The organism is Micrococcus sp. 140720015-1, assembly GCF_053627595.1.
Genome location: NZ_JBSEYC010000003.1, coordinates 25,826 through 43,696, shown reverse-complemented (window position 1 = coordinate 43,696; position 17,871 = coordinate 25,826). Strand labels below are relative to the sequence as shown.

At 73.6% G+C, this 17,871-nt stretch carries 17 protein-coding genes and 3 tRNA genes; 15 read left to right on the top strand and 5 right to left on the bottom strand.

The annotated features are described in order from the left end of the window. Positions 1 to 42: 42 nt before the first annotated feature. The 3 genes from ACUXPL_RS05705 to ACUXPL_RS05695 form a co-directional block, all read right to left on the bottom strand. Entirely contained in the window at positions 43 to 1,068 is a 1,026-nt protein-coding gene (locus ACUXPL_RS05705) for an anion permease (protein ID WP_454182477.1), read from the bottom strand. Between the two features lie 15 nt (positions 1,069 to 1,083). Then, positions 1,084 to 1,710 (bottom strand): hypothetical protein, encoded by a 627-nt coding sequence (locus ACUXPL_RS05700; RefSeq protein WP_044658636.1) that lies wholly within the window; start codon positions 1,708 to 1,710, stop codon positions 1,084 to 1,086. 139 nt (positions 1,711 to 1,849) lie between these two features. Beyond that, positions 1,850 to 2,524: a hypothetical protein gene (locus ACUXPL_RS05695; protein ID WP_406906482.1), complete on the bottom strand. Its 675-nt coding sequence runs from the start codon at positions 2,522 to 2,524 to the stop codon at positions 1,850 to 1,852. A 157-nt stretch (positions 2,525 to 2,681) separates the two neighbouring features. Here ACUXPL_RS05695 and ACUXPL_RS05690 point away from each other — a divergent pair. The 3 genes from ACUXPL_RS05690 (at position 2,682) to ACUXPL_RS05680 (ending at position 4,446) form a co-directional block, all read left to right on the top strand. Further along, a tRNA-Lys gene (locus ACUXPL_RS05690) sits at positions 2,682 to 2,754 on the top strand. A 63-nt stretch (positions 2,755 to 2,817) separates the two neighbouring features. After that, positions 2,818 to 3,543, top strand: a complete 726-nt coding sequence (locus ACUXPL_RS05685) for an alpha/beta hydrolase (RefSeq protein ID WP_200969726.1) — start codon at positions 2,818 to 2,820, stop codon at positions 3,541 to 3,543. A gap of 33 nt (positions 3,544 to 3,576) precedes the next feature. Beyond that, positions 3,577 to 4,446 carry a hypothetical protein gene (locus ACUXPL_RS05680; protein ID WP_454182474.1) on the top strand — a complete coding sequence of 290 codons (870 nt, stop codon included), beginning with the start codon at positions 3,577 to 3,579 and terminating at the stop codon, positions 4,444 to 4,446. A 128-nt stretch (positions 4,447 to 4,574) separates the two neighbouring features. On the opposite strand, the gene ACUXPL_RS05675 is transcribed toward ACUXPL_RS05680, so the two are convergent. After that, positions 4,575 to 5,852: a DUF445 domain-containing protein gene (locus ACUXPL_RS05675; RefSeq protein ID WP_002856110.1), complete on the bottom strand. Its 1,278-nt coding sequence runs from the start codon at positions 5,850 to 5,852 to the stop codon at positions 4,575 to 4,577. A gap of 100 nt (positions 5,853 to 5,952) precedes the next feature. On the opposite strand from ACUXPL_RS05675, the gene ACUXPL_RS05670 reads away from it, so the two are divergent. The 10 genes from ACUXPL_RS05670 to ACUXPL_RS05625 all read left to right on the top strand — a co-directional run bounded on the left by ACUXPL_RS05670 (position 5,953) and on the right by ACUXPL_RS05625 (position 17,065). Then, complete coding sequence (locus ACUXPL_RS05670; protein ID WP_454182472.1) at positions 5,953 to 6,876, top strand: glycerophosphodiester phosphodiesterase; 924 nt, start codon at positions 5,953 to 5,955, stop codon at positions 6,874 to 6,876. A 154-nt stretch (positions 6,877 to 7,030) separates the two neighbouring features. Further along, positions 7,031 to 8,713 (top strand): ABC transporter substrate-binding protein, encoded by a 1,683-nt coding sequence (locus ACUXPL_RS05665; RefSeq protein ID WP_454182470.1) that lies wholly within the window; start codon positions 7,031 to 7,033, stop codon positions 8,711 to 8,713. Between the two features lie 136 nt (positions 8,714 to 8,849). Continuing rightward, positions 8,850 to 9,854: an ABC transporter permease gene (locus tag ACUXPL_RS05660; RefSeq protein WP_454182468.1), complete on the top strand. Its 1,005-nt coding sequence runs from the start codon at positions 8,850 to 8,852 to the stop codon at positions 9,852 to 9,854. Beyond that, entirely contained in the window at positions 9,851 to 10,843 is a 993-nt protein-coding gene (locus ACUXPL_RS05655; RefSeq protein WP_396744770.1) for an ABC transporter permease, read from the top strand. The genes ACUXPL_RS05660 and ACUXPL_RS05655 overlap by 4 nt, the downstream gene beginning before the upstream one ends. Before the next feature lie 2 nt (positions 10,844 to 10,845). After that, positions 10,846 to 12,600, top strand: coding sequence for a dipeptide ABC transporter ATP-binding protein (locus ACUXPL_RS05650; protein ID WP_454182465.1), 1,755 nt, complete (start codon positions 10,846 to 10,848; stop codon positions 12,598 to 12,600). Positions 12,601 to 12,684: 84 nt separating this feature from the next. Then, entirely contained in the window at positions 12,685 to 14,025 is a 1,341-nt protein-coding gene (locus ACUXPL_RS05645; protein ID WP_454182463.1) for an Nramp family divalent metal transporter, read from the top strand. Positions 14,026 to 14,056: 31 nt separating this feature from the next. Continuing rightward, positions 14,057 to 14,434 (top strand): thiamine-binding protein, encoded by a 378-nt coding sequence (locus ACUXPL_RS05640; RefSeq protein ID WP_454182461.1) that lies wholly within the window; start codon positions 14,057 to 14,059, stop codon positions 14,432 to 14,434. 106 nt (positions 14,435 to 14,540) lie between these two features. Next, positions 14,541 to 15,104 carry an N-acetyltransferase family protein gene (locus ACUXPL_RS05635; RefSeq protein ID WP_454182459.1) on the top strand — a complete coding sequence of 188 codons (564 nt, stop codon included), beginning with the start codon at positions 14,541 to 14,543 and terminating at the stop codon, positions 15,102 to 15,104. After that, a complete protein-coding gene (locus tag ACUXPL_RS05630; RefSeq protein WP_454182457.1) occupies positions 15,101 to 16,030 on the top strand; it encodes a spermidine synthase in 930 nt (309 codons plus the stop codon). The genes ACUXPL_RS05635 and ACUXPL_RS05630 overlap by 4 nt, the downstream gene beginning before the upstream one ends. Before the next feature lie 60 nt (positions 16,031 to 16,090). Next, entirely contained in the window at positions 16,091 to 17,065 is a 975-nt protein-coding gene (locus tag ACUXPL_RS05625; protein ID WP_180536719.1) for a universal stress protein, read from the top strand. A 7-nt stretch (positions 17,066 to 17,072) separates the two neighbouring features. Here the strand turns inward: ACUXPL_RS05625 and ACUXPL_RS05620 are convergent, their stop codons facing one another. Then, positions 17,073 to 17,468 (bottom strand): metallopeptidase family protein, encoded by a 396-nt coding sequence (locus tag ACUXPL_RS05620; protein WP_002856128.1) that lies wholly within the window; start codon positions 17,466 to 17,468, stop codon positions 17,073 to 17,075. Positions 17,469 to 17,593: 125 nt separating this feature from the next. Here ACUXPL_RS05620 and ACUXPL_RS05615 point away from each other — a divergent pair. Together ACUXPL_RS05615 and ACUXPL_RS05610 are read left to right on the top strand one after the other, a co-directional pair. After that, positions 17,594 to 17,666 (top strand) — tRNA-Glu (locus ACUXPL_RS05615). Between the two features lie 116 nt (positions 17,667 to 17,782). Beyond that, a tRNA-Asp gene (locus ACUXPL_RS05610) sits at positions 17,783 to 17,856 on the top strand. Positions 17,857 to 17,871: the final 15 nt, after the last annotated feature.

Here is a 17,871-nt window from a genome sequence, read left to right as displayed (position 1 = left end):
CGCGGCGTCTGCGGGGCCGGGCCGTCGTCGTCGGGCGCGGCCTCAGGCCAGCGGGACGAGGGCCAGCGTGCCGAGGAGGCCGAGGAGCGCGCAGGCCACCGGTGTCAGCACCCACCAGCCGACCACGCGCAGCACGGTGGGCCAGCGCACGGACGCGTAGGTCTGCGTCTGGCCGGCGCCCACGATGGCCGCCGTCGCCGTGTGGGTGGAGGACAGGGGCAGGTGGAACACCAGGGATCCGAGGAACAGCAGGCCCCCGGGGATGACGGCGGCCACGGACGCCCGCAGGGGGTCGAGGCGCACGAGACGCTCGGTGAGGGTCCAGGCGATCCGCCAGGCGCCGCCCAGCGTGCCGAGCCCGACCGCGAAGGCGAACAGGAACGCGCCCCCCACGAACTCGGCCGTCAGGGCGTCCGGCGCCAGGACGGACCCGGACCCCACCAGCACGGCGGCCCACAGCACCCCCATGCGCTGACCGGCCTGCAGGCCGTGTCCCATGGCCATGGCGCTGGCGGAGATGCCCAACGCGACGCGGGCCCGGTGCTGGACGTTGACCGTGGTGCCCCGGGTGGCGAGCCGCATGGCGGGGGCGGTGAGCAGGCGGGCGAGCGCCCAGGCGATCAGGGGCGAGAGCAGCAGGCTGAGCAGCACCTCGGCGCGGACGAGGTCGAAGATGGTGTGGGCGACGTCGATGTCCAGACTCAGGCGCACGGCGAGGTGGCTGCCCGCCAGCGCGGAGATCAGCGCGTGCGTGCTGGAGCCGGGCAGGCGCCGCCACCACAGCAGCAGACCCCACACGAGGGTCACCGCGCAGGACACGCCCACGGCCAGGGGGCCGATCTCGCTGCGCACCGCGGGCGAGGTGAAGTAGTGCACGCTCAGGGTGATGAACCCGATGCCCAGCAGCGCGCCCACGGTGTTGACCGCCCCGGTCAGGAGGAGGGCCCCGCGCGGGGTCAGCGCCCGGTACCGGACAGGCAGCGCCGCGGCGTTGGGGGCGTCGCGGAACCCCATCAGCGCGCCGACGGCGCACAGCAGCACGAGGACGACGGCGAGCCCCGTGGTCACGGCGCCTCCACCGGCTCAGGACTCACGGACGAGCACCATGCCCAGGTCCATGTTCACGCGGGAGAGGGCCTCGAGCGCCGCGTGCAGGGCCCAGGCGACCTCGCGCTGGCGGTTGTAGTCGCGCTGCAGCAGGTCCATGCCGAGGTCGGCGAGCCACTCGACCATGATCCGCTCCGTGCGGCGGGAGGCGCGCAGCAGCTGCATCCAGGTGGCCTCCAGGGCGTCGAGGTCGCGCATCTCGGCGGCGCCGCGGGCGAGCAGCTCGGCCTGCCGGCCCACGGTCTCGAGGACGTCGAGGGCGTGCGTGGGCAGCTCCTCGAGGTCGGCCCGTTGGATCAGCACGCCCGCCGACACGACGCGCCGGGTGGTCGCGTGCACGCCGCTGGCCAGCCGGTAGAGGTCCTGACGGGGCAGCGGAGTCACGTAGGCGCTGCGCAGCGCGGTGAGGAAGGCCATGAGGGTGGCGCTCGAGGACGAGTCGAGCTCCTCGAGCTCACGGGCGGCACGGTCCGCCTCGGGTCCGCGCGTCCCTGCGACCTGGGCCACCAGGTGCACCGCCCGGTGCAGGGCCTCGGCGAGGTCTGCCATGTGGCGCAGCGCCGGGGTGTCGCGCGTGACGAGCCAGGGCATGCGGGGGGACATGGGCAGCGGTCGCTCTCTCGTCGACGGGTGGCGAAGGGGTCGACGACGACGCCGGACCGGGAACGCCTCTCGGCGGAAGGCCGCTCGCAGCGGCTATGTGTTGGAGCCCGGGGTTACCAGCGGCCCGGCGCCGTCCCCATCAGTCTAGCGATCCGTCCCGAAACGCTCGACCCGCCGCCTCCAGGGCGTCCGCGGTGCTGACCAGGCGCGCGGCCCGGCGGGTGAGGGCGGCGGCGCGCTCCGGGGCGGCGGCCTCGGAGCCCTCGGCGTGCTCGACCTGGCCCAGGGCCACGACGCGGGCGTAGGCGGCGGCGCGCTCGAACGCGACGTCGATCTCGGAGCGGTAGGCGCCCGTGAGGATCGTGTCCGTGAGGCGGCGCAGCTCGGCCGGCCCCGGCGGTTCGACGGCGCCCGCCACGACGCGCGAGGCGTAGGCGGCGTGCCCGGCGCGGTACCAGGCGGCCCAGCGTTCGCCGTCGCGGGCCGTCGCCTCCTGGAGCGCGTACAGGCGCCACAGGGCGCCGGCGAGCGAGACGGGCGGGGCGTCCGCCCACAGCTCGGCGAGCGTCTCGACGCCGAGCTCGCGGACCAGCCCGACCAGCCGCTCGACGACGGCCGGGTCCTCCTCCGCGCGGCCGCCGGCCACGAGGGCGTGGGCCAGGCGCGAAGCCGCCGCGGCCACCTCCTGCGGGTCTTCGCCACCGGCGAAGTGGGTGAGCTCCTGCGGTTCCGAGAGGCGGGGCCGGTGGGGGCGCAGCACGCCCGAGGCGCTCGAGCTGGCGCCGCGGCCGGCGGGCAGGCGGTGACGTGCCATGGGCGGGCTCCCTTCGAGGACGCATCGGGGTGGGGATGTGGCCGCCGGAGGCGGCGGCCCCGTCCACGGTAGTGCCCGGACGCCTGGGCTACCATCGGAGGGCACCCGCGAGGGTCGCCGTCGTCGGCCACGCGCCGTCGTCGTCGGCCGCGGGTGGGGGCCTTTAGCTCAGCTGGCAGAGCATCGGACTTTTAATCCGCCGGTCGCGGGTTCGATCCCCGCAGGGCCCACCGGAGAGCGGCCCCCTGACCAGGCATGACGCCCGGTCAGGGGCCCCTCCCTAGGATGAAGCCATGAGCCCCACGCCCACACCCGTCACCGAGACGATCAGTTCCGGCCACAGCGTGGTGTGGTCGCGCCCGCCGGCGGAGCGCGCGGGCACGGACCTGGTGCTCGTGTTCCACGGCTACGGCTCCAACGAGGTCCGCGCGGCGCGCCGCCACTTCCCGATGCTCCCGGAGCGGTGCACCGGCCTGGCGGTGCGCGGCGGCTTCGAGATCGACGAGACGGCCTCCGAGGGCCCGGGCGACCCCGGCGCGCACGGCTGGTTCCTGCTCGACCTGCTGCTGCAGTCCGACTTCGCCCAGGTGCTCGCCGCCGCCCACCGCGTGTTCGACGTGCTCTCCGCCGAGGAGGTCGTGGCGGCCGGCTTCCGCACGGTCTCGGTGCTCGGCTTCTCCCAGGGCATGGCCATGGCGACGACGGTCCTGCGTCTGCGTCCCGAGGCGTTCACCTGCGGAGTGGGCCTGAGCGGCTTCGCCGTCGACAACGAGCTGCTGGCCATGCTCGACTCCCCGGCCGAGGGACCGGGCCCGCGCCCGTTCTTCTGGGGCCGGGACGCCGAGGATCCCGTGATCCATCCGGACGCCGTCGCCCACACCCTCGCGTGGGCCGAGGAGCACACCCGCCTGACCGTGCGCACCTACCCCGGGATCCTGCACGGGACCGGCCCCGACGAGGTCCGTGACGTGCGCATCTTCCTCGAGCATTCCCTGCGCGCGGCGACGCCCGGATCCTGACCGCGGGGGTCGCGCGCCGATACTGTGGCGCGCATGGCAAAGAACTCGACGATCGGCCGGTACGCATCCGGGAAGGTGAAGGACTTCGCGCTGAAGTCGGCACTCGATGAGAACGGCGAGCCCACGGAGGGCTTCGAGAAGGCCCTCTCCACGGTGCTGGCGGTCCAGCGTCCCCTGGTCCTGAAGAACATCCAGCGCATGACGGCGAAGCACCCGGGGGAGAGCCCGGAGCGGCTCGCCGAGCGGCTGGGGCAGCAGTACCTGACCACCGTCACGGGGGCCGGTGCCGCCGTGGGCGGCACCGCGATCGTCCCGGGCATCGGCACCGTGGCCGCGCTCGGCCTGTCCGGTGCCGCGGTCGCCGGCTTCATGGAGGCCACCGCCCTCTACGCGCAGTCCCTCGCCGAGCTGCACGGCATCACCACGCAGGACCCGCAGCGCGCCCAGGCCCTCGTCATGGCCCTCATGCTCGGCGACGACGCCAAGGAGCTGCTCCGCGAGGCCGCCGCCAAGGCCGGCCGTCCCTACGACCCGCAGTCCAGCCTCAACGCGCTCGCGGGCACCGCCTCCGGCACCGGCATCAGCGCGTTCGTGGTGGATCGCCTCAAGAGGACGTTCATGCGCAAGATGCTTCTGCGCCAGGGTGCCGGCTTCGTGGGCCGCGCCGTGCCGTTCGGCGTGGGCGCCGTGATCGGCGGCGTGGGCAACCGCGCCATGGGCAAGGCCGTGATGGAGAACGCCGCGGAGCTCTTCGGCCCCCTGCCGATGGTGATCCCCGGTGAGATCCGCGAGGGCGCCGCGCGGGAGCGCGCCGAGGGCACCAAGGACGACGGCGGCGTCTTCGGCGCGATCCGTCGCGCCCTGCCCGGCGGCAAGGACGAGAAGGACAAGCCCGCCGCCTGACGGCCCTGCCCCCGCGCGTCCGTCGCCCCCGCCCCCGCGCTTTCGAACGTGAGAGAGGCCCTATCTCACGTTCGAAAGCCCCCATTCGCCCCATTTCACGTTCGAAAGTGCGGGGCAACGGGTCGGTCTCAGAGGAACAGCGTCGCCACCCCGTGGATTGCCAGGCCCGCGAGCGCGCCGACGACCGAGCCGTTGATGCGGATGAACTGCAGGTCCTTGCCCACGAACAGCTCGAGGGTGCGCGCGGTCTGCTCGCCGTCCCAGCGGGCGACCGTCTCCTCGATCACCCCGGTGAGCGCCGGGCCGTAGGAGCTCAGCGCATACGCCGCGGCGCGGCGGGCGTGGCCGTCCACGCGGTCGCGCAGCTCGGGGTCCTCCTGCAGGCGGGCGCCGAGGTCGCGCAGGGCGGCCACGAGCGCGCGGTGCAGGTCGGAGGACGGGTCCTCGAGCGCGTCCAGGAGCGAGTCCCGCAGGGAGACCCAGGCCCGCCCGGCCCACGCGCGCAGCCGTTCGTCCGCGAACAGGTTCCGCTTGAACCGCTCCACCGAGGCGCGGGTGGCCGGCTCGTTCCGCATCTCGTCGGCGAGGCGGTCGAGCCAGTCGTCGACGGCGCGGCGGGCCTCGTGCTGCCGGTCGCGGCGGATGCCGGCGAGGTACTTGAGGGTCTCGGCGTGCAGTCGCTCGGCGAGGAGGCGGTCCACGAGGTCCGGGCTCCACTCGGGGGAGCGACGGCGCACCGTCTCGACGAACAGCTCGGGGTGGGCGGCCACCCAGTCCCCGGTGTGGGCGACCACGAGGTCCACCACGCGCTCGTGGTGCCGGCCGGCCACCACGTCCTCCAACACGCCTGCGAGCGTGGGGGACCAGTCCGGGGCCACCATGTGGCGTTCCATCAGCTGGCGCAGCAGCTCCTGGACGGCGTCGTCGTCGGCCGCGGCCATGGCGCCCCGGGCCGCCGTCGCGATCTCCCGGGCGGTGCGGGCCGCGTTCTCCTCACGGCGCAGCCAGCCGCCGGCGGCCTCGGCCACCTTCAATCCGTCGACCTTCTCGTGGGCGACCTCCGAGTCCAGGAAGTTCTCCTGCACGAACTCGGTCAGCGCGGCGCCGAGCTGGTCCTTCTTCCGCGGGATCAGGGCGGTGTGCGGCACGGGCACCCCCATCGGGTGGCGGAACAGCGCCGTGACCGCGAACCAGTCCGCCAGCGCGCCGACCATGCCGCCCTCTGCGGCGGCGCGCACGTAGCCCCACACCGGGTGGGTGTCCTGCAACGGGAACGCGACCACGAACACCACGGCCAGCAGGATGAGCAGCCCCAGGGCGACGGCCTTCATGCGCCGCAGGCCCGCCGCACGTTCGAGGGCGCCGGCGCTGAGCAGCTGCTGGGCGGGGTCGGGGGAGAGGGACACGGGAGGCTCCTGATCGCGCGCACCGAATGGTCCCCACCAGTTAACCAGCCGGGCACCCTGCGGTGACGTGGCCGGCACACGCGCTCCCTAGCCTGGCGGCGTGCCCGCCCTCGTGATCGCCCACCGCGGCGCCTCCGCCGCCTTCCCCGAGCACACCCGCGCCGCCATGCTCCACGCCCTCGCCGTGGGCGCGGACGGTCTCGAATGCGACGTCCAGCTCACGCGGGACCGCGAGGTCGTCTGCTGGCACGACCCCACCGTGGACCGCACCTCGGACGGGCGCGGCGCCGTCGCGGACCACACGCTGGATCGTCTGCGCGCCCTCGACGTCGTCTCGTGGCACGCCCAGCGCCCGGGGGCCGAGCCCGCCCCGACGACGGCGCCGCCCGCCGCGTACGGCGGCGCTGGGGAGCAGGTGCTCACCCTGGCCGACCTCCTGGCGGTCGCGACGGCCGCGGACCGGCCGCTGCGACTGGCCGTGGAGCTCAAGCACCCCTCCCCGTTCGGGCATGAGCTCGAGGAGCGGGTGCTGCGGGAGCTGCTGCGGGCCGGCTGGGACCCGGAGACCGGCCGGGTGGGTCAGGTGCAGGTGTCCCTCATGAGCTTCCACCCGGACGCGCTGCGCCACGTGGCGCCGCTGGCCGGCACGGACCCCCTCTGCCCCCTGATGGACCTCCTGCCGACGCAGCTGCCGACCCGGCTCGCGCGGGGGCCGCTGAGCCGGGCGGCGGTGCGTGCGGCGGCGCGCCAGTCGCTGGCCGGGTCCGAGGCGCTCGTCTGGCGCGGCCGGGCCGGGCTGGCGGGGCCCTCCGTGGCCTACGTGCGGCAGCACCTGGCGGACGTGAAGGCGTGGCTGGCGGCGGGGCGCCGGCTGCGCGTGTGGACCGTCGACGAGCGCGAGGACGCCGAGTTCCTCCTCGCCCAGGGGGTGCAGGAGCTCACCACCAACCGTCCGGAGGACGTGCTGCGCTGGGTCCGCGAGCGGGCCGCCGCGCGTCGGGAGCGGGTGCCCACCGGGGCCTGAGGGCGCCGCGCCGCACGCGCAGACGCGGCCCGCGTTGCGTCCCCGCCCGCGCTTGTGGCTATAGTCACATCCACGACCGTGCTCCAGGTCACAACCGACGGCGCGGTCCCCTCGCACCCGCGTCTCGGCTGAGACCTCTCCCGGAGGAGCCCCCATGGCCACCCGTCTGCGTCACCGACTCCTGTCCGCCGCCGCGCTCACCGCGGCCGGCGCCCTGCTCGTCACCGGCTGCGCCCAGAGCCAGCGCGACGGCGGCGGCTCCGGCGGCTCGGGCGGGGGCGATGCCGCCCAAGTGGACGGCTCGTTCCTCTTCGCCGCCTCCTCCGACCCGAAGACCCTGGACCCGGCCTTCGCCTCCGACGGCGAGACCTTCCGGGTCTCCCGTCAGATCTTCGAGGGCCTCGTCGGCACGAAGCCGGGCACCGCGGACCCCGCGCCGCTGCTCGCCGAGTCCTGGGAGTCCTCGGAGGACGGCCTGACCCACACGTTCCAGCTGAAGGAGGGCGTGACCTTCCACGACGGCGAGCCGTTCAACGGGGAGGCCGTGTGCGCCAACTTCGACCGCTGGTACAACTTCACGGGCATCCAGCAGTCGGAGACCCTCTCGTACTACTACGGCAAGCTGTTCCGCGGCTTCGCGGACAAGCCCGAGGACGCCGTCTACAAAGAGTGCGAGGCCACCGGCGAGCACGAGGCCACGATCACGCTGGCGCAGCCGTTCGCGGGCTTCATCTCCTCCCTGTCCCTGCCGGCCTTCGCCATGCAGTCGCCGAAGGCGCTCGAGGAGTACAAGGCGGACGAGGTGGGCGGCACCGCCGAGTCGCCGCAGCTGTCCGAGTACGCCCGGGCACACCCCACCGGCACCGGCCCCTACAAGTTCGAGTCCTGGAGCGTGGGCGAGGACGTCAAGCTCACCGCCAACGAGGACTACTGGGGTGAGGGCGGCGACGTCACGGACATCACCTTCCGCGTGATCGACGACCCGGTGGCCCGCCGTCAGGCGCTCGAGGCCGGGGACATCGACGGCTACGACCTCGTGGCCCCCGCGGACACCGCGGCCCTGTCCGAGGCCGGCTTCAACGTGGTGGCCCGCGACCCGTTCACCATCCTCTACCTGGGCCTGAACCAGGAGAAGGAGGAGCTCCAGGACGTCCGGGTGCGCCAGGCGATCGCCCACGCGATCGACAAGGACGCCCTGATCGCGCAGACCCTTCCCGAGGGCACGGAGCCCGCCACCCAGTTCATCCCGAAGTCCGTGAACGGGTACAGCGAGGACGTCACCACGTATGAGCACGACCCCGCCAAGGCCAAGGCGCTGCTCGCCGAGGCCGGCTACCCGGACGGCTTCACGATCGACTTCAACTACCCCACCGGCGTCTCGCGCCCGTACATGCCGACCCCCGAGCAGGCGTTCTCCAACCTCTCGAGCCAGCTGGCCGAGGTGGGCATCACGGTGAACGCGAAGCCGGCCAAGTGGAGCCCGGACTACCTCGACCAGGTGCAGGGCTCCGCGGACCACGGCATCCACCTGCTCGGCTGGACCGGCGACTACAACGACACGGACAACTTCGTGGGCGTGTTCTTCGGCCAGGAGAAGCCCGAGTTCGGCTTCACCGACGAGGAGCTGTTCTCCGCCCTCGAGGAGGCCCGTCAGATCCCGACGCTCGAGGAGCAGACGCCGAAGTACCAGGAGATCAACGAGCAGATCTCCGAGATCGTCCCGGCGGTCCCGCTCGCCCACCCGGCCCCGTCGCTGGCCTTCGACAAGCGCGTGGCCTCCTACCCGGCGAGCCCGGTCAACGACGAGGTCTTCAACGAGATCGACCTGACCGAGTGAGCCCGGCGGGCCGGGGACGACCCGCCCCGCCGGCGACGACGGCGCCGCGCCCCGGCGCCGTCGTCGCGGGCCCGCCCGCCACCGCCCGTCCCTCGCACCGACCGGCCCGGCCCCCGCGCCGGCATGGAGGCCCCTCGTGCTCAGACTCATCGGCAAGCGCCTGGTGCTGCTGATCCCCACCCTGTTCGGACTGTCCGTCCTGCTGTTCGTGTGGGTCCGCAGCCTGCCCGGCGGCCCCGCCACCGCCCTGCTCGGCGACCGCGCCACCCCCGAGGCCGTGGCCCGGGTGAACGCGGCGTACGGCTTCGACAAGCCCCTGCTCGAGCAGTACGTCACCTACATGGGGCGGCTGCTGCGCGGCGACTTCGGCACCTCGACCATGACGAATCGGCCCGTGGTCGAGGAGTTCGCGGACCGTTTCCCGGCCACGCTGGAGCTCTCGATCTTCGCGATCGTGTTCGCGGTGGTCATCGGCATCCCGCTCGGCTACTGGGCCGCCCGCCATGTGGGCCGGTGGCAGGATGACGTCGCCGTCGTGCTGTCCCTGATCGGCGTGGTGGTGCCCGTGTTCTTCCTGGCGTTCATCCTCAAGTGGGTGTTCGCGGTGAAGCTGGGCTGGCTGCCCACGGACGGCCGACAGGACCCGCGGATCGACGCCACCCACTACACGAACTTCTACGTGTGGGACGGCATCATCACCGCCGAGTGGGACGCGGCCCTGAACGCGCTGACCCACCTGGTGCTGCCCGGCATCGCGCTGGGCACCATCCCGCTGGCGATCATCGCGCGCATCACCCGCGCCTCCGTGCTGGACGTGCAGGACGCGGACTTCGTGCGCACGGCCCGCGCCAAGGGCCTGGCCCCGCGCCTGATCCGGGACCGGTTCATCATGCGCAACGCCCTGCTGCCGGTGAGCACCACGCTCGGCCTGCAGCTGGGCCTGCTGATCTCCGGGGCGGTGCTCACCGAGACGGTGTTCGCGTTCAACGGGATCGGCCGGTTCCTCGCCCAGGCGATCTTCCAGCTCGACTTCCCGGTGCTGCAGGGCTTCATCATCTTCATCGCCCTGCTCTACTCGCTGATCAACCTGGTCGTGGACGTCTCCTACGGCCTCATCGACCCGAGGGTGCGTGTCTCATGAGCGTGAACCTGCCCCCCAGCCCCGGCGGCGGACCCACCGAGCACGCCGTCGACCACGCGCTGGCGCCCGTCGAGGCCGGGGCCACCCAGGCGACCACCGAGGCCGCCGCGGACGCCCGCGGCACCTCCGTGTGGGGCGCCGCGTTCCAGCGGCTGCGCCGCAACCCGGCGGCGATCGCCGGCGCCGTGATCGTGCTGCTCTTCGTGCTCGTGGCCGTCCTCGCCCCGGTGCTGGCCCCGTACGCGGGCACGGCCACACCCGGCATGCGCGAGATCCGCCCCACCCACGTGCCCGGCCCCGGCGAGGTGGCCGGCTACCCGCTGGGCCTGGACCGCTTCGGCGGGGACGTGCTCTCCAAGCTGATCTGGGGCGCGCAGGCCTCGCTGCTCATCGGCGTCGTCTCGACGGCGTTCGGCCTGGTCGGCGGCATGCTGCTCGGCCTGCTGGCCGGCACGTTCGGCGGCTGGGTGGACTCCGTGGTGATGCGCGTCGTGGACATCCTGCTCTCGGTGCCGAACCTGCTGCTGGCGGTGTCCATCGCGGCGATCCTCGGGCAGACCCCGTTCGCGGTGATGATCGCGATCGGTGTGGCGCAGGTGCCCGTGTTCGCGCGGCTGCTGCGGTCCTCGATGCTCACGCAGAAGGGGTCGGACTACGTGCTCGCGGCGCAGACCCTCGGCCTCTCGCGCGGGCGGATCACGATGTCCCACGTGCTGCCGAACTCGCTGGGCCCCGTGATCGTGCAGGCCACGCTCACCCTGGCCACGGCCGTGATCGACGCGGCCGCCCTGTCCTTCCTCGGCCTCGGCGGCGGCCGCCCCGAGACCGCCGAGTGGGGCCGCATGCTCACTTACGCGCAGGCCGAGCTGGGCATCAACCCGTGGCTTGCGTTCCTGCCCGGCCTGTGCATCGCCATCACCGCGCTCGGCTTCACCCTGCTGGGCGAGTCCCTGCGCGAGGCCCTCGACCCGACCTCCCGGAGGCGCTGACCATGGACCCCAAGCACGACGACGGCGCACCCGGCCCCGGCGCGGCGCCCGCGGCCGGCGCGGCCGGCGCACCGCTGCTGGAGATCCGCGACCTGGACGTGGAGTTCACCACCCAGCAGGGCACGGTGCAGGCCGTGGAGGGCGCGTCCCTCACGCTCCCGGCCGGGGGCACGCTGGCGATCGTGGGCGAGTCCGGCTCGGGCAAGTCCACCACCGCGATGGCCGCGATCGGCCTGCTGCCCGGCAACGGCCGGGTCACGGCGGGCTCCGTCCGCTTCGCGGGCGAGGAGCTCGTGGGCCTGCCCGAGTCGCGGATGCGCGGCATCCGCGGCCGCCGGATCGGGCTGGTGCCGCAGGACCCGATGTCCAACCTCAACCCCGTGACCCGGGTGGGCCAGCAGATCGGGGAGACCCTGCTGACCCACGGCATGGCGACGAAGAAGGACGTGGGGGCCGCCGTCGTCGAGGTGATGGAGCGCGCCGGCATCCCCGAGCCCGCGCGGCGGGCCAAGCAGTACCCGCACGAGCTCTCGGGCGGCCTGCGCCAGCGCGTGCTGATCGCCATCGGCCTGGCGTGCCGGCCGCAGCTGCTGATCGCGGACGAGCCGACCTCCGCCCTCGACGTGACGGTGCAGCAGGTGATCCTGGACCAGATCGACGAGATGACCCGCGAGCTCGGCAGTTCCGTGCTGCTGATCACCCATGACCTCGGCCTCGCCGCCGAGCGGGCGCAGCAGCTCGTGGTGATGCACCGCGGACGCGTGGTGGAGTCCGGCGATGCACGGGCCATCCTCGAGGACCCGCAGCACGCCTACACGCGCTCGCTCGTGGCGGCCGCGCCGTCGGTGGCGGCGGCCCGCCTGCTGCCCGAGGCCTTCGATCCCGCGCCCGCCGCACTGGCCGAGGACGACACCGCGGCCCTGACCACGGTGGCCCTGGCGAAGCAGGACCTCATCCCGCTGGTGGAGATCCGCGACCTCACGAAGGTCTACCCCGTGCGCGGGCACGAGGACTTCACCGCCGCGAAGGACGTCTCCCTGAAGATCCCGCGCGGCAAGACCGTCTCGATCGTCGGCGAGTCCGGCTCCGGCAAGACGACGACGGCGCGCATGCTGCTCAAGCTGATCGAGCCGACCTCGGGCGAGATCAGCTTCGAGGGCAGGGATGTGCTGGCGCTGAAGGGGGAGGGGCTCAAGGACTTCCGGCAGCGCGTGCAGGCCGTGTTCCAGGACCCCTTCTCCTCGCTCAACCCCTCGTTCACGGTGGGCCGGATCATCGAGGAGCCGCTGCAGACGTACCGGCGGGGCAACGCCAGGCAGCGGCGGGCGCGCGTGCTCGAGCTCATGGACCAGGTGGCCCTGCCCTCCCACTTCCACCGCCGGTACCCGGCCGAGCTCTCGGGCGGACAGCGCCAGCGCGTGGCGATCGCCCGGGCGCTCGCGCTGAACCCCGAGCTGATCGTGTGCGACGAGCCGGTCTCCGCGCTGGACGTGCTCGTGCAGGACCAGATCCTCACGCTGCTGCGCCGCCTGCAGGACGAGCTGGGGCTGAGCTACCTGTTCATCTCGCACGATCTGGCGGTGGTGCGGCTCATCTCCGACTACGTGTGCGTCATGAAGGACGGCCAGGTGGTGGAGGCGGCCAGCTCCGAGGAGGTCTTCACCAACCCCCGGCACCCGTACACGCGGCGGCTGCTCGCCTCGATCCCGGGCAACGAGCTGGGGATCGCGGTGGAGGCGGACGGGACGCACGTGTGAAGCACCGCGGAAAAATGTGAGCGGCGTCGCCCCCGTGCGTGATACTTGCCGGATCACGCGCATCCCCGATCGCAGGAGCATCCCATGGCCCACGCCGCCGACCCCGGGCGCCCCGTGCACAACCCGGACATCGTCGGGTTCACCGACGTCGAACTGAACGAGACGCCGATCCGCCCGCGCTGGAACTCCCTCGGCCCGGGCATCGTCGCGGCGGCCACGGGCGTGGGCGCGGCGGACCTCGTGGCCACCCTGACCGCCGGCTCCCGCTACGGCTACATGCTGCTGTGGGCCGTGGTGCTGGGCGTGATCTTCAAGATCGTGCTCGTGGAGGGCGTGGGCCGCTACTACCTCTCCACCGGCAAGACGATCTTCCAGGGCTGGCGCACCCTCGGGGCCTGGACGTCCTGGTACTTCGGCCCGTACATCCTCATCTGGGGCATCGTGTACGGGGCGACGGCGATGTCCTCCACCGCCCTGCCGCTCGCGGCGCTGTTCCCCGGTGTGGACAGCAAGGTGTTCGCGATCGCCGCGGGCCTGATCGGCCTGGGACTGGTCTGGCTGGACAAGTACCGGCTCATCGAGTGGCTCATGACGGTGCTGATCGGCGTCATGTTCGTGACGGTGCTGCTCTCCGCGGCGCTGACGGCCCCGAACCTGGGCGAGATCCTCGCCGGTCTCGTGCCGCGCCTGCCCTCCGGCGATCCCCAGGCCATGTTCTACGTGCTCGGCCTGGCCGGCGGCGTCGGCGGCACCATCACGCTCGCGGCCTACGGCTACTGGCTGCGCGAGAAGGGCTGGAACGTCCCGAAGTACCTGAAGGTCATGCGGTTCGACAACGCGACCTCGTACATCCTCACGGGCATCTTCGTGATCGCCACCATGGTCATGGGCGTGGAGCTGCTGCACTCGGCGGGGCTGGCGATCTCCTCGGGCGACAAGGGCCTGCTCGACGTCGGCGACGTGCTGGCCGAGCGCTACGGCTCGGTGTGGTCCACGGTGTTCCTCATCGGATTCTTCGCCGCGTCCTTCTCCTCCCTGCTGGGCGTGTGGCACGGCGTCTCGCTGATGTTCGCGGACTTCTGGACGAACTTCCGCCGGCCCGCCGCGGAGCTGGACCAGGACGACGCGCCGTCGCTGTCCTCGAAGCCCGGCCGCTTCTTCCTGCTGTGGCTGACCCTGCCGCCCATGGCGCTGCTGTTCCTGGACCGGCCGATCTTCCTGATCCTGCTCTACGGCACGCTCGGCGCCCTGTTCATGCCGTTCCTGGCCGTGACCCTGCTGTTCCTCAACAACACGAAGGACGTGCCGCGGCAGTTCCGCAACGGCTGGGTACGCAACATCCTGCTGGGCCTGACCGCGGCCGTGTTCGTGGCGATCGGCGTGAACGAGCTGCTCAAGGCCCTGCAGCCGGTGCTCGGGGGGTGAGCCGGCGGCGGGGGCGGGGCACACTGGTGCCATGATCGTCGCCTTCTCCGTCGCCCCCTCCGGCCAACCCGCCGACGCCGACCACCTGCCCGGCGACGCGGACACCGCGTCCGTGCACCGGGCGGTCGCGGCCGCCGTCGCCGTGGTGCGCGCCTCCGGCCTGCCGCACCGCACCTCCTCGATGTTCACCGAGATCGAGGGGGAGTGGGACGAGGTGATGGAGGTCGTGCGCGCCGCCGTGGACGCCGTGTCCCCGTACGGCACACGCGTCTCGCTCGTGCTGAAGGCGGACATCCGCCCCGGCCACACCGGCGAGCTGGACGGCAAGCTCGAGCGCCTCGAGTCGGTCCTCGCCGAGGACGAGGGGCGGCGCGCCGCCCCGGCCCCGCGCGACGGCGACGCCGGGTGACCCCCTCCCCGCTGCCCCCGGACGCTTTCGTTCGAGAAACGGCGGCGTGCCGAGGCGCTTTCGTTCGAGGAATGGCCGCCGCGCCGGCGGCCCGGAGGAGCAGCCCGTGCCTGAGCCCGTGACCGTGCGCCCCGCCGCCCCCGGGGACGTCGAGGCGCTGCTGCGCGTTAAGGCGCGGTCGTGGCGGGAGGCCTACGGCGCGCTCCTGCCGTCCGCCTACCTGGACGCGATCGAGGCCCGGATCCCGGAGGACGTGCCCGCGTGGACCGCGCTGATCGCATCGGACCGGGACCTCTGGGTCGCCGACGACGGCGGCCGTCTGCTCGGCGTGGCGCTCGCGGGCCCGCGTCGCTCGGCGGCGGAGACGGGCCGGACGGGTGCGGACGACGCGGCCGCATCGCCCGCCGACCTGCCCGATGTGGAGCTCATGGTGCTCTACGTCCTGGCCGAGGCGTACGGCACCGGCCTGGGAGCGCGCCTGCTGGACGCCGTCGTCGGGGACCGCCCCGTGATGCTGCGCGTCCTCGCCGAGAATCCGCGGGCCGTGGCGTTCTACGCCAAGCACGGGTTCGCGGCCGTGGGGGCGCCGGAGCCGATGACCGGCCCGTGGGCCGGCCTGCACGAGCAGGTGATGGTGCGCCGTCTCCGGCACGACGGCGGTGGGACGTGAGCCGCCGGTCGTCGGCGCGCCGGGGCCGGGCCGCGGGCGGATCCACCGGCCCCGCCGGGATCGAGCCGGGCGTCCACGCGATCACCCACGGCACCGCCGAGATCCGTGAGGACGCCTTCGAGCCGGGCGCGTTCATCCTCTACGTCAACGGCGTCGAGTCCTCCCCGCTGGACCCCGAGCGCCCCGAGCGCATGGCCTTCGAGTACATGCGCTGGGCCGCCGCGGCCGTCCGCGCGCACTGGCCGGAGCCCACGCCCCTGCGGGCCCTGCACCTGGGCGGCGCGGGCTGCGCGCTCGCCCGCTGGGTGGACCACGCGTACCCAGGCTCCCACCAGACCGCGGTGGAGATCGACGCCGGCCTGGCCGCCCTCGCCCGCGAGCGCTTCGGCCTGCCCCGCGCCCCGGCCCTGCGCATCCGCGTGGCCGACGCCGCCGAGGTCCTGGCCACGGCCCACCCGGCCAGCCGCGACCTGATCATCCGCGACGTCTTCGCCCCGGACCCCACGGACCTGACGGGTGCCCGCCACATCACCCCGCCGGGCCTCACCGGCCTGGACGCGGCCCGCGCCGCCGCGCGGGTCCTCGCCCCGGGCGGGCTGTATGTGCTCAACGTGGGCGGCGGGCCGGACCTGACGTCGGTGCGGGCGGACGTGGCCGCCGTCGTCGCCGCGTTCGAACACGTCGAGGTGATCGCGGACCCGCCCATGCTCAAGGGGCGGCGCCGCGGCAACGTCATCGTGGCGGCCTCGGACGCCCCCGTGGCCCGCCCCGCCGCGGACGCCCCGCCCGGCGCCGACCCCCGCGACCGCCTGGCCCGCGCCCTGCGCATGGACGCCTTCCCGGCCCGGCTCGCGGAGGATCCAGGGGGCTTCCCCGCGGGTGTCTCGCCCGGGATCACGGGGCTCGTCCCGGGCCCCGAGGCGTAGACTGGGGGCACTCGGTCGGGTCCGCCCGGGGCCCGTCGAGTCTGACTCGAGGAGGTCGCCATGTCCGCCCAGACCCAGCCCGCCGCCCCCCGCCGTGAGGACGCACCGCTCGGCGTCCTGGTGGGTGTGGACGGCTCCGACCAGTCCGTCTCCGCCGCCCGCTGGGCCCAGCGCGAGGCCGGCCTGCGCGGCGAGCCGCTGACCCTCGTCACCGCCTACTCGATCCCCGCGTACTGGGGCTACGGCGCGGACGCCGGCGGCGCCGTCCTGGACGACTCCCGCCTCCGCGAGGGCGTGCAGGCCCTCCTGGAGGAGGTCGCCGGCAAGCTCGACGCCGACGGGGTGCGTCCGGAGCTGCGCGTGGAGGTCGGCGACGCGGCCGGCGTCCTCGTGGAGCTCTCCGCCGACGCCTCCCTGCTCGTCTCGGGCGCGCGCGGCCGCGGCGGCTTCATGGGCCGCCTGCTCGGCTCGGTGGCCGCCGCGCTGCCCGGCCACGCGCACTGCCCCGTCGCCCTCATCCCCGCCGGGGTCGAGGCCAGCCGCGCGGGGGACAGGACCGCCGTCGTGGTGGGCGTCGACGGTTCCGAGCAGGGCCGTGCCGCCGCTCTCGAGGCCGCCGAGGAGGCCCGCCTCCGCCAGGCCCCGCTGAAGCTCGTGTGCGCCGTCCCGCCCCTGGGCGCGAACGCCGCGTGGCTGGCCGTCAGCCTGGACGAGGAGGCCCGCGAGCGGGAGCTGCGCGAGCGTCTCGACGCCGGCGCCGCGTGGATCGGCTCCGAGTTCCCCGGCCTCGAGGTCCTCACCGAGCTCGTGGACGGCACCCCCGTGGACGTGATGGTGGACCAGACCGCCACCGCCCGCCTCACCGTGGTGGGCACGCGCGGTCTGGGCGGCTTCGCCGGTGCGATCGTCGGCTCCACGAGCCGCGGCGTCGCGGACCACGCGAAGGGCCCGGTGCTCGTCGTCCCGTTCCGCGAGGACGTCCGCCTCGGCCGCCGCGCCTCGTTCGGCCCGGTCCAGGACCAGCCGGAGTCCTGACCGGCGCTCAGCCCCAGCCGAGCTCGTGGAGGCGCTCCTCGGAGATGCCGAAGAAATGCCCCACCTCGTGCATGACGGTGACGGTGATCTCGTCCTCGAGCTCGGCGCGGGAGGTGCAATGGCGGGTGAGCGGGCCGCGGAACACCACGATCCGGTCCGGCATCTGCCACGCGAACTCGGCGCGCTCGGTCAGCGGCACGCCCTCGTAGAGGCCGAACAGCTCGGTGGCCGGGTCCTCCCAGCGCTGCGGCTCGTACTCGTCCTCCACCACCACGACGACGTTCGTCAGCAGCCGGGCCAGCTCGTCCGGGATGCGGGTGAGGGCCGCGGAGACGGCGTCGTCGAACTCCTGCTCGCTCATCCACGTGGCGGCGGGCTGCTCGGGCGACGGGCGGTGGTCCACGGCGGCTCCTGGGGGTGCGGGGCTCCGCGGTGCGGAGGGCGGCCGGCCGGCGGCCGGACTTGCCGGAGGGTGTGCGGCCACCATAGACTCCCAGGGTCCACCTCGGGAATCTCGACATCGGACCTGCCCCTATCGTCTAGAGGCCTAGGACACCGCCCTTTCACGGCGGCGACACGGGTTCGAATCCCGTTGGGGGTACGCAGAACGGCCGCCCTCGGCGGCCGGAACGGCACGTGGAGCGTGGATTTGCACGACGCTCGGAGGCTCTGCTAGAGTTTCCACTCGTTGCGAAAGCGGCGAGAACAACAGAACATGGCCCTGTAGCGCAGTTGGTTAGCGCGCCGCCCTGTCACGGCGGAGGTCGCGGGTTCAAGTCCCGTCAGGGTCGCTCGGATCGTCCGAT

Coding starts and splice junctions, on each gene's coding strand:
- ACUXPL_RS05695 (WP_406906482.1), bottom strand. CDS start 2,524: ATGGCACGTCACCGCCTGCCCGCCGGCCGCGGCGCCAGCTCGAGCGCC.
- ACUXPL_RS05655 (WP_396744770.1), top strand. CDS start 9,851: ATGAGCGTGAACCTGCCCCCCAGCCCCGGCGGCGGACCCACCGAGCAC.
- ACUXPL_RS05700 (WP_044658636.1), bottom strand. CDS start 1,710: ATGTCCCCCCGCATGCCCTGGCTCGTCACGCGCGACACCCCGGCGCTG.
- ACUXPL_RS05640 (WP_454182461.1), top strand. CDS start 14,057: ATGATCGTCGCCTTCTCCGTCGCCCCCTCCGGCCAACCCGCCGACGCC.
- ACUXPL_RS05645 (WP_454182463.1), top strand. CDS start 12,685: ATGGCCCACGCCGCCGACCCCGGGCGCCCCGTGCACAACCCGGACATC.
- ACUXPL_RS05625 (WP_180536719.1), top strand. CDS start 16,091: ATGTCCGCCCAGACCCAGCCCGCCGCCCCCCGCCGTGAGGACGCACCG.
- ACUXPL_RS05685 (WP_200969726.1), top strand. CDS start 2,818: ATGAGCCCCACGCCCACACCCGTCACCGAGACGATCAGTTCCGGCCAC.
- ACUXPL_RS05665 (WP_454182470.1), top strand. CDS start 7,031: ATGGCCACCCGTCTGCGTCACCGACTCCTGTCCGCCGCCGCGCTCACC.
- ACUXPL_RS05680 (WP_454182474.1), top strand. CDS start 3,577: ATGGCAAAGAACTCGACGATCGGCCGGTACGCATCCGGGAAGGTGAAG.
- ACUXPL_RS05650 (WP_454182465.1), top strand. CDS start 10,846: ATGGACCCCAAGCACGACGACGGCGCACCCGGCCCCGGCGCGGCGCCC.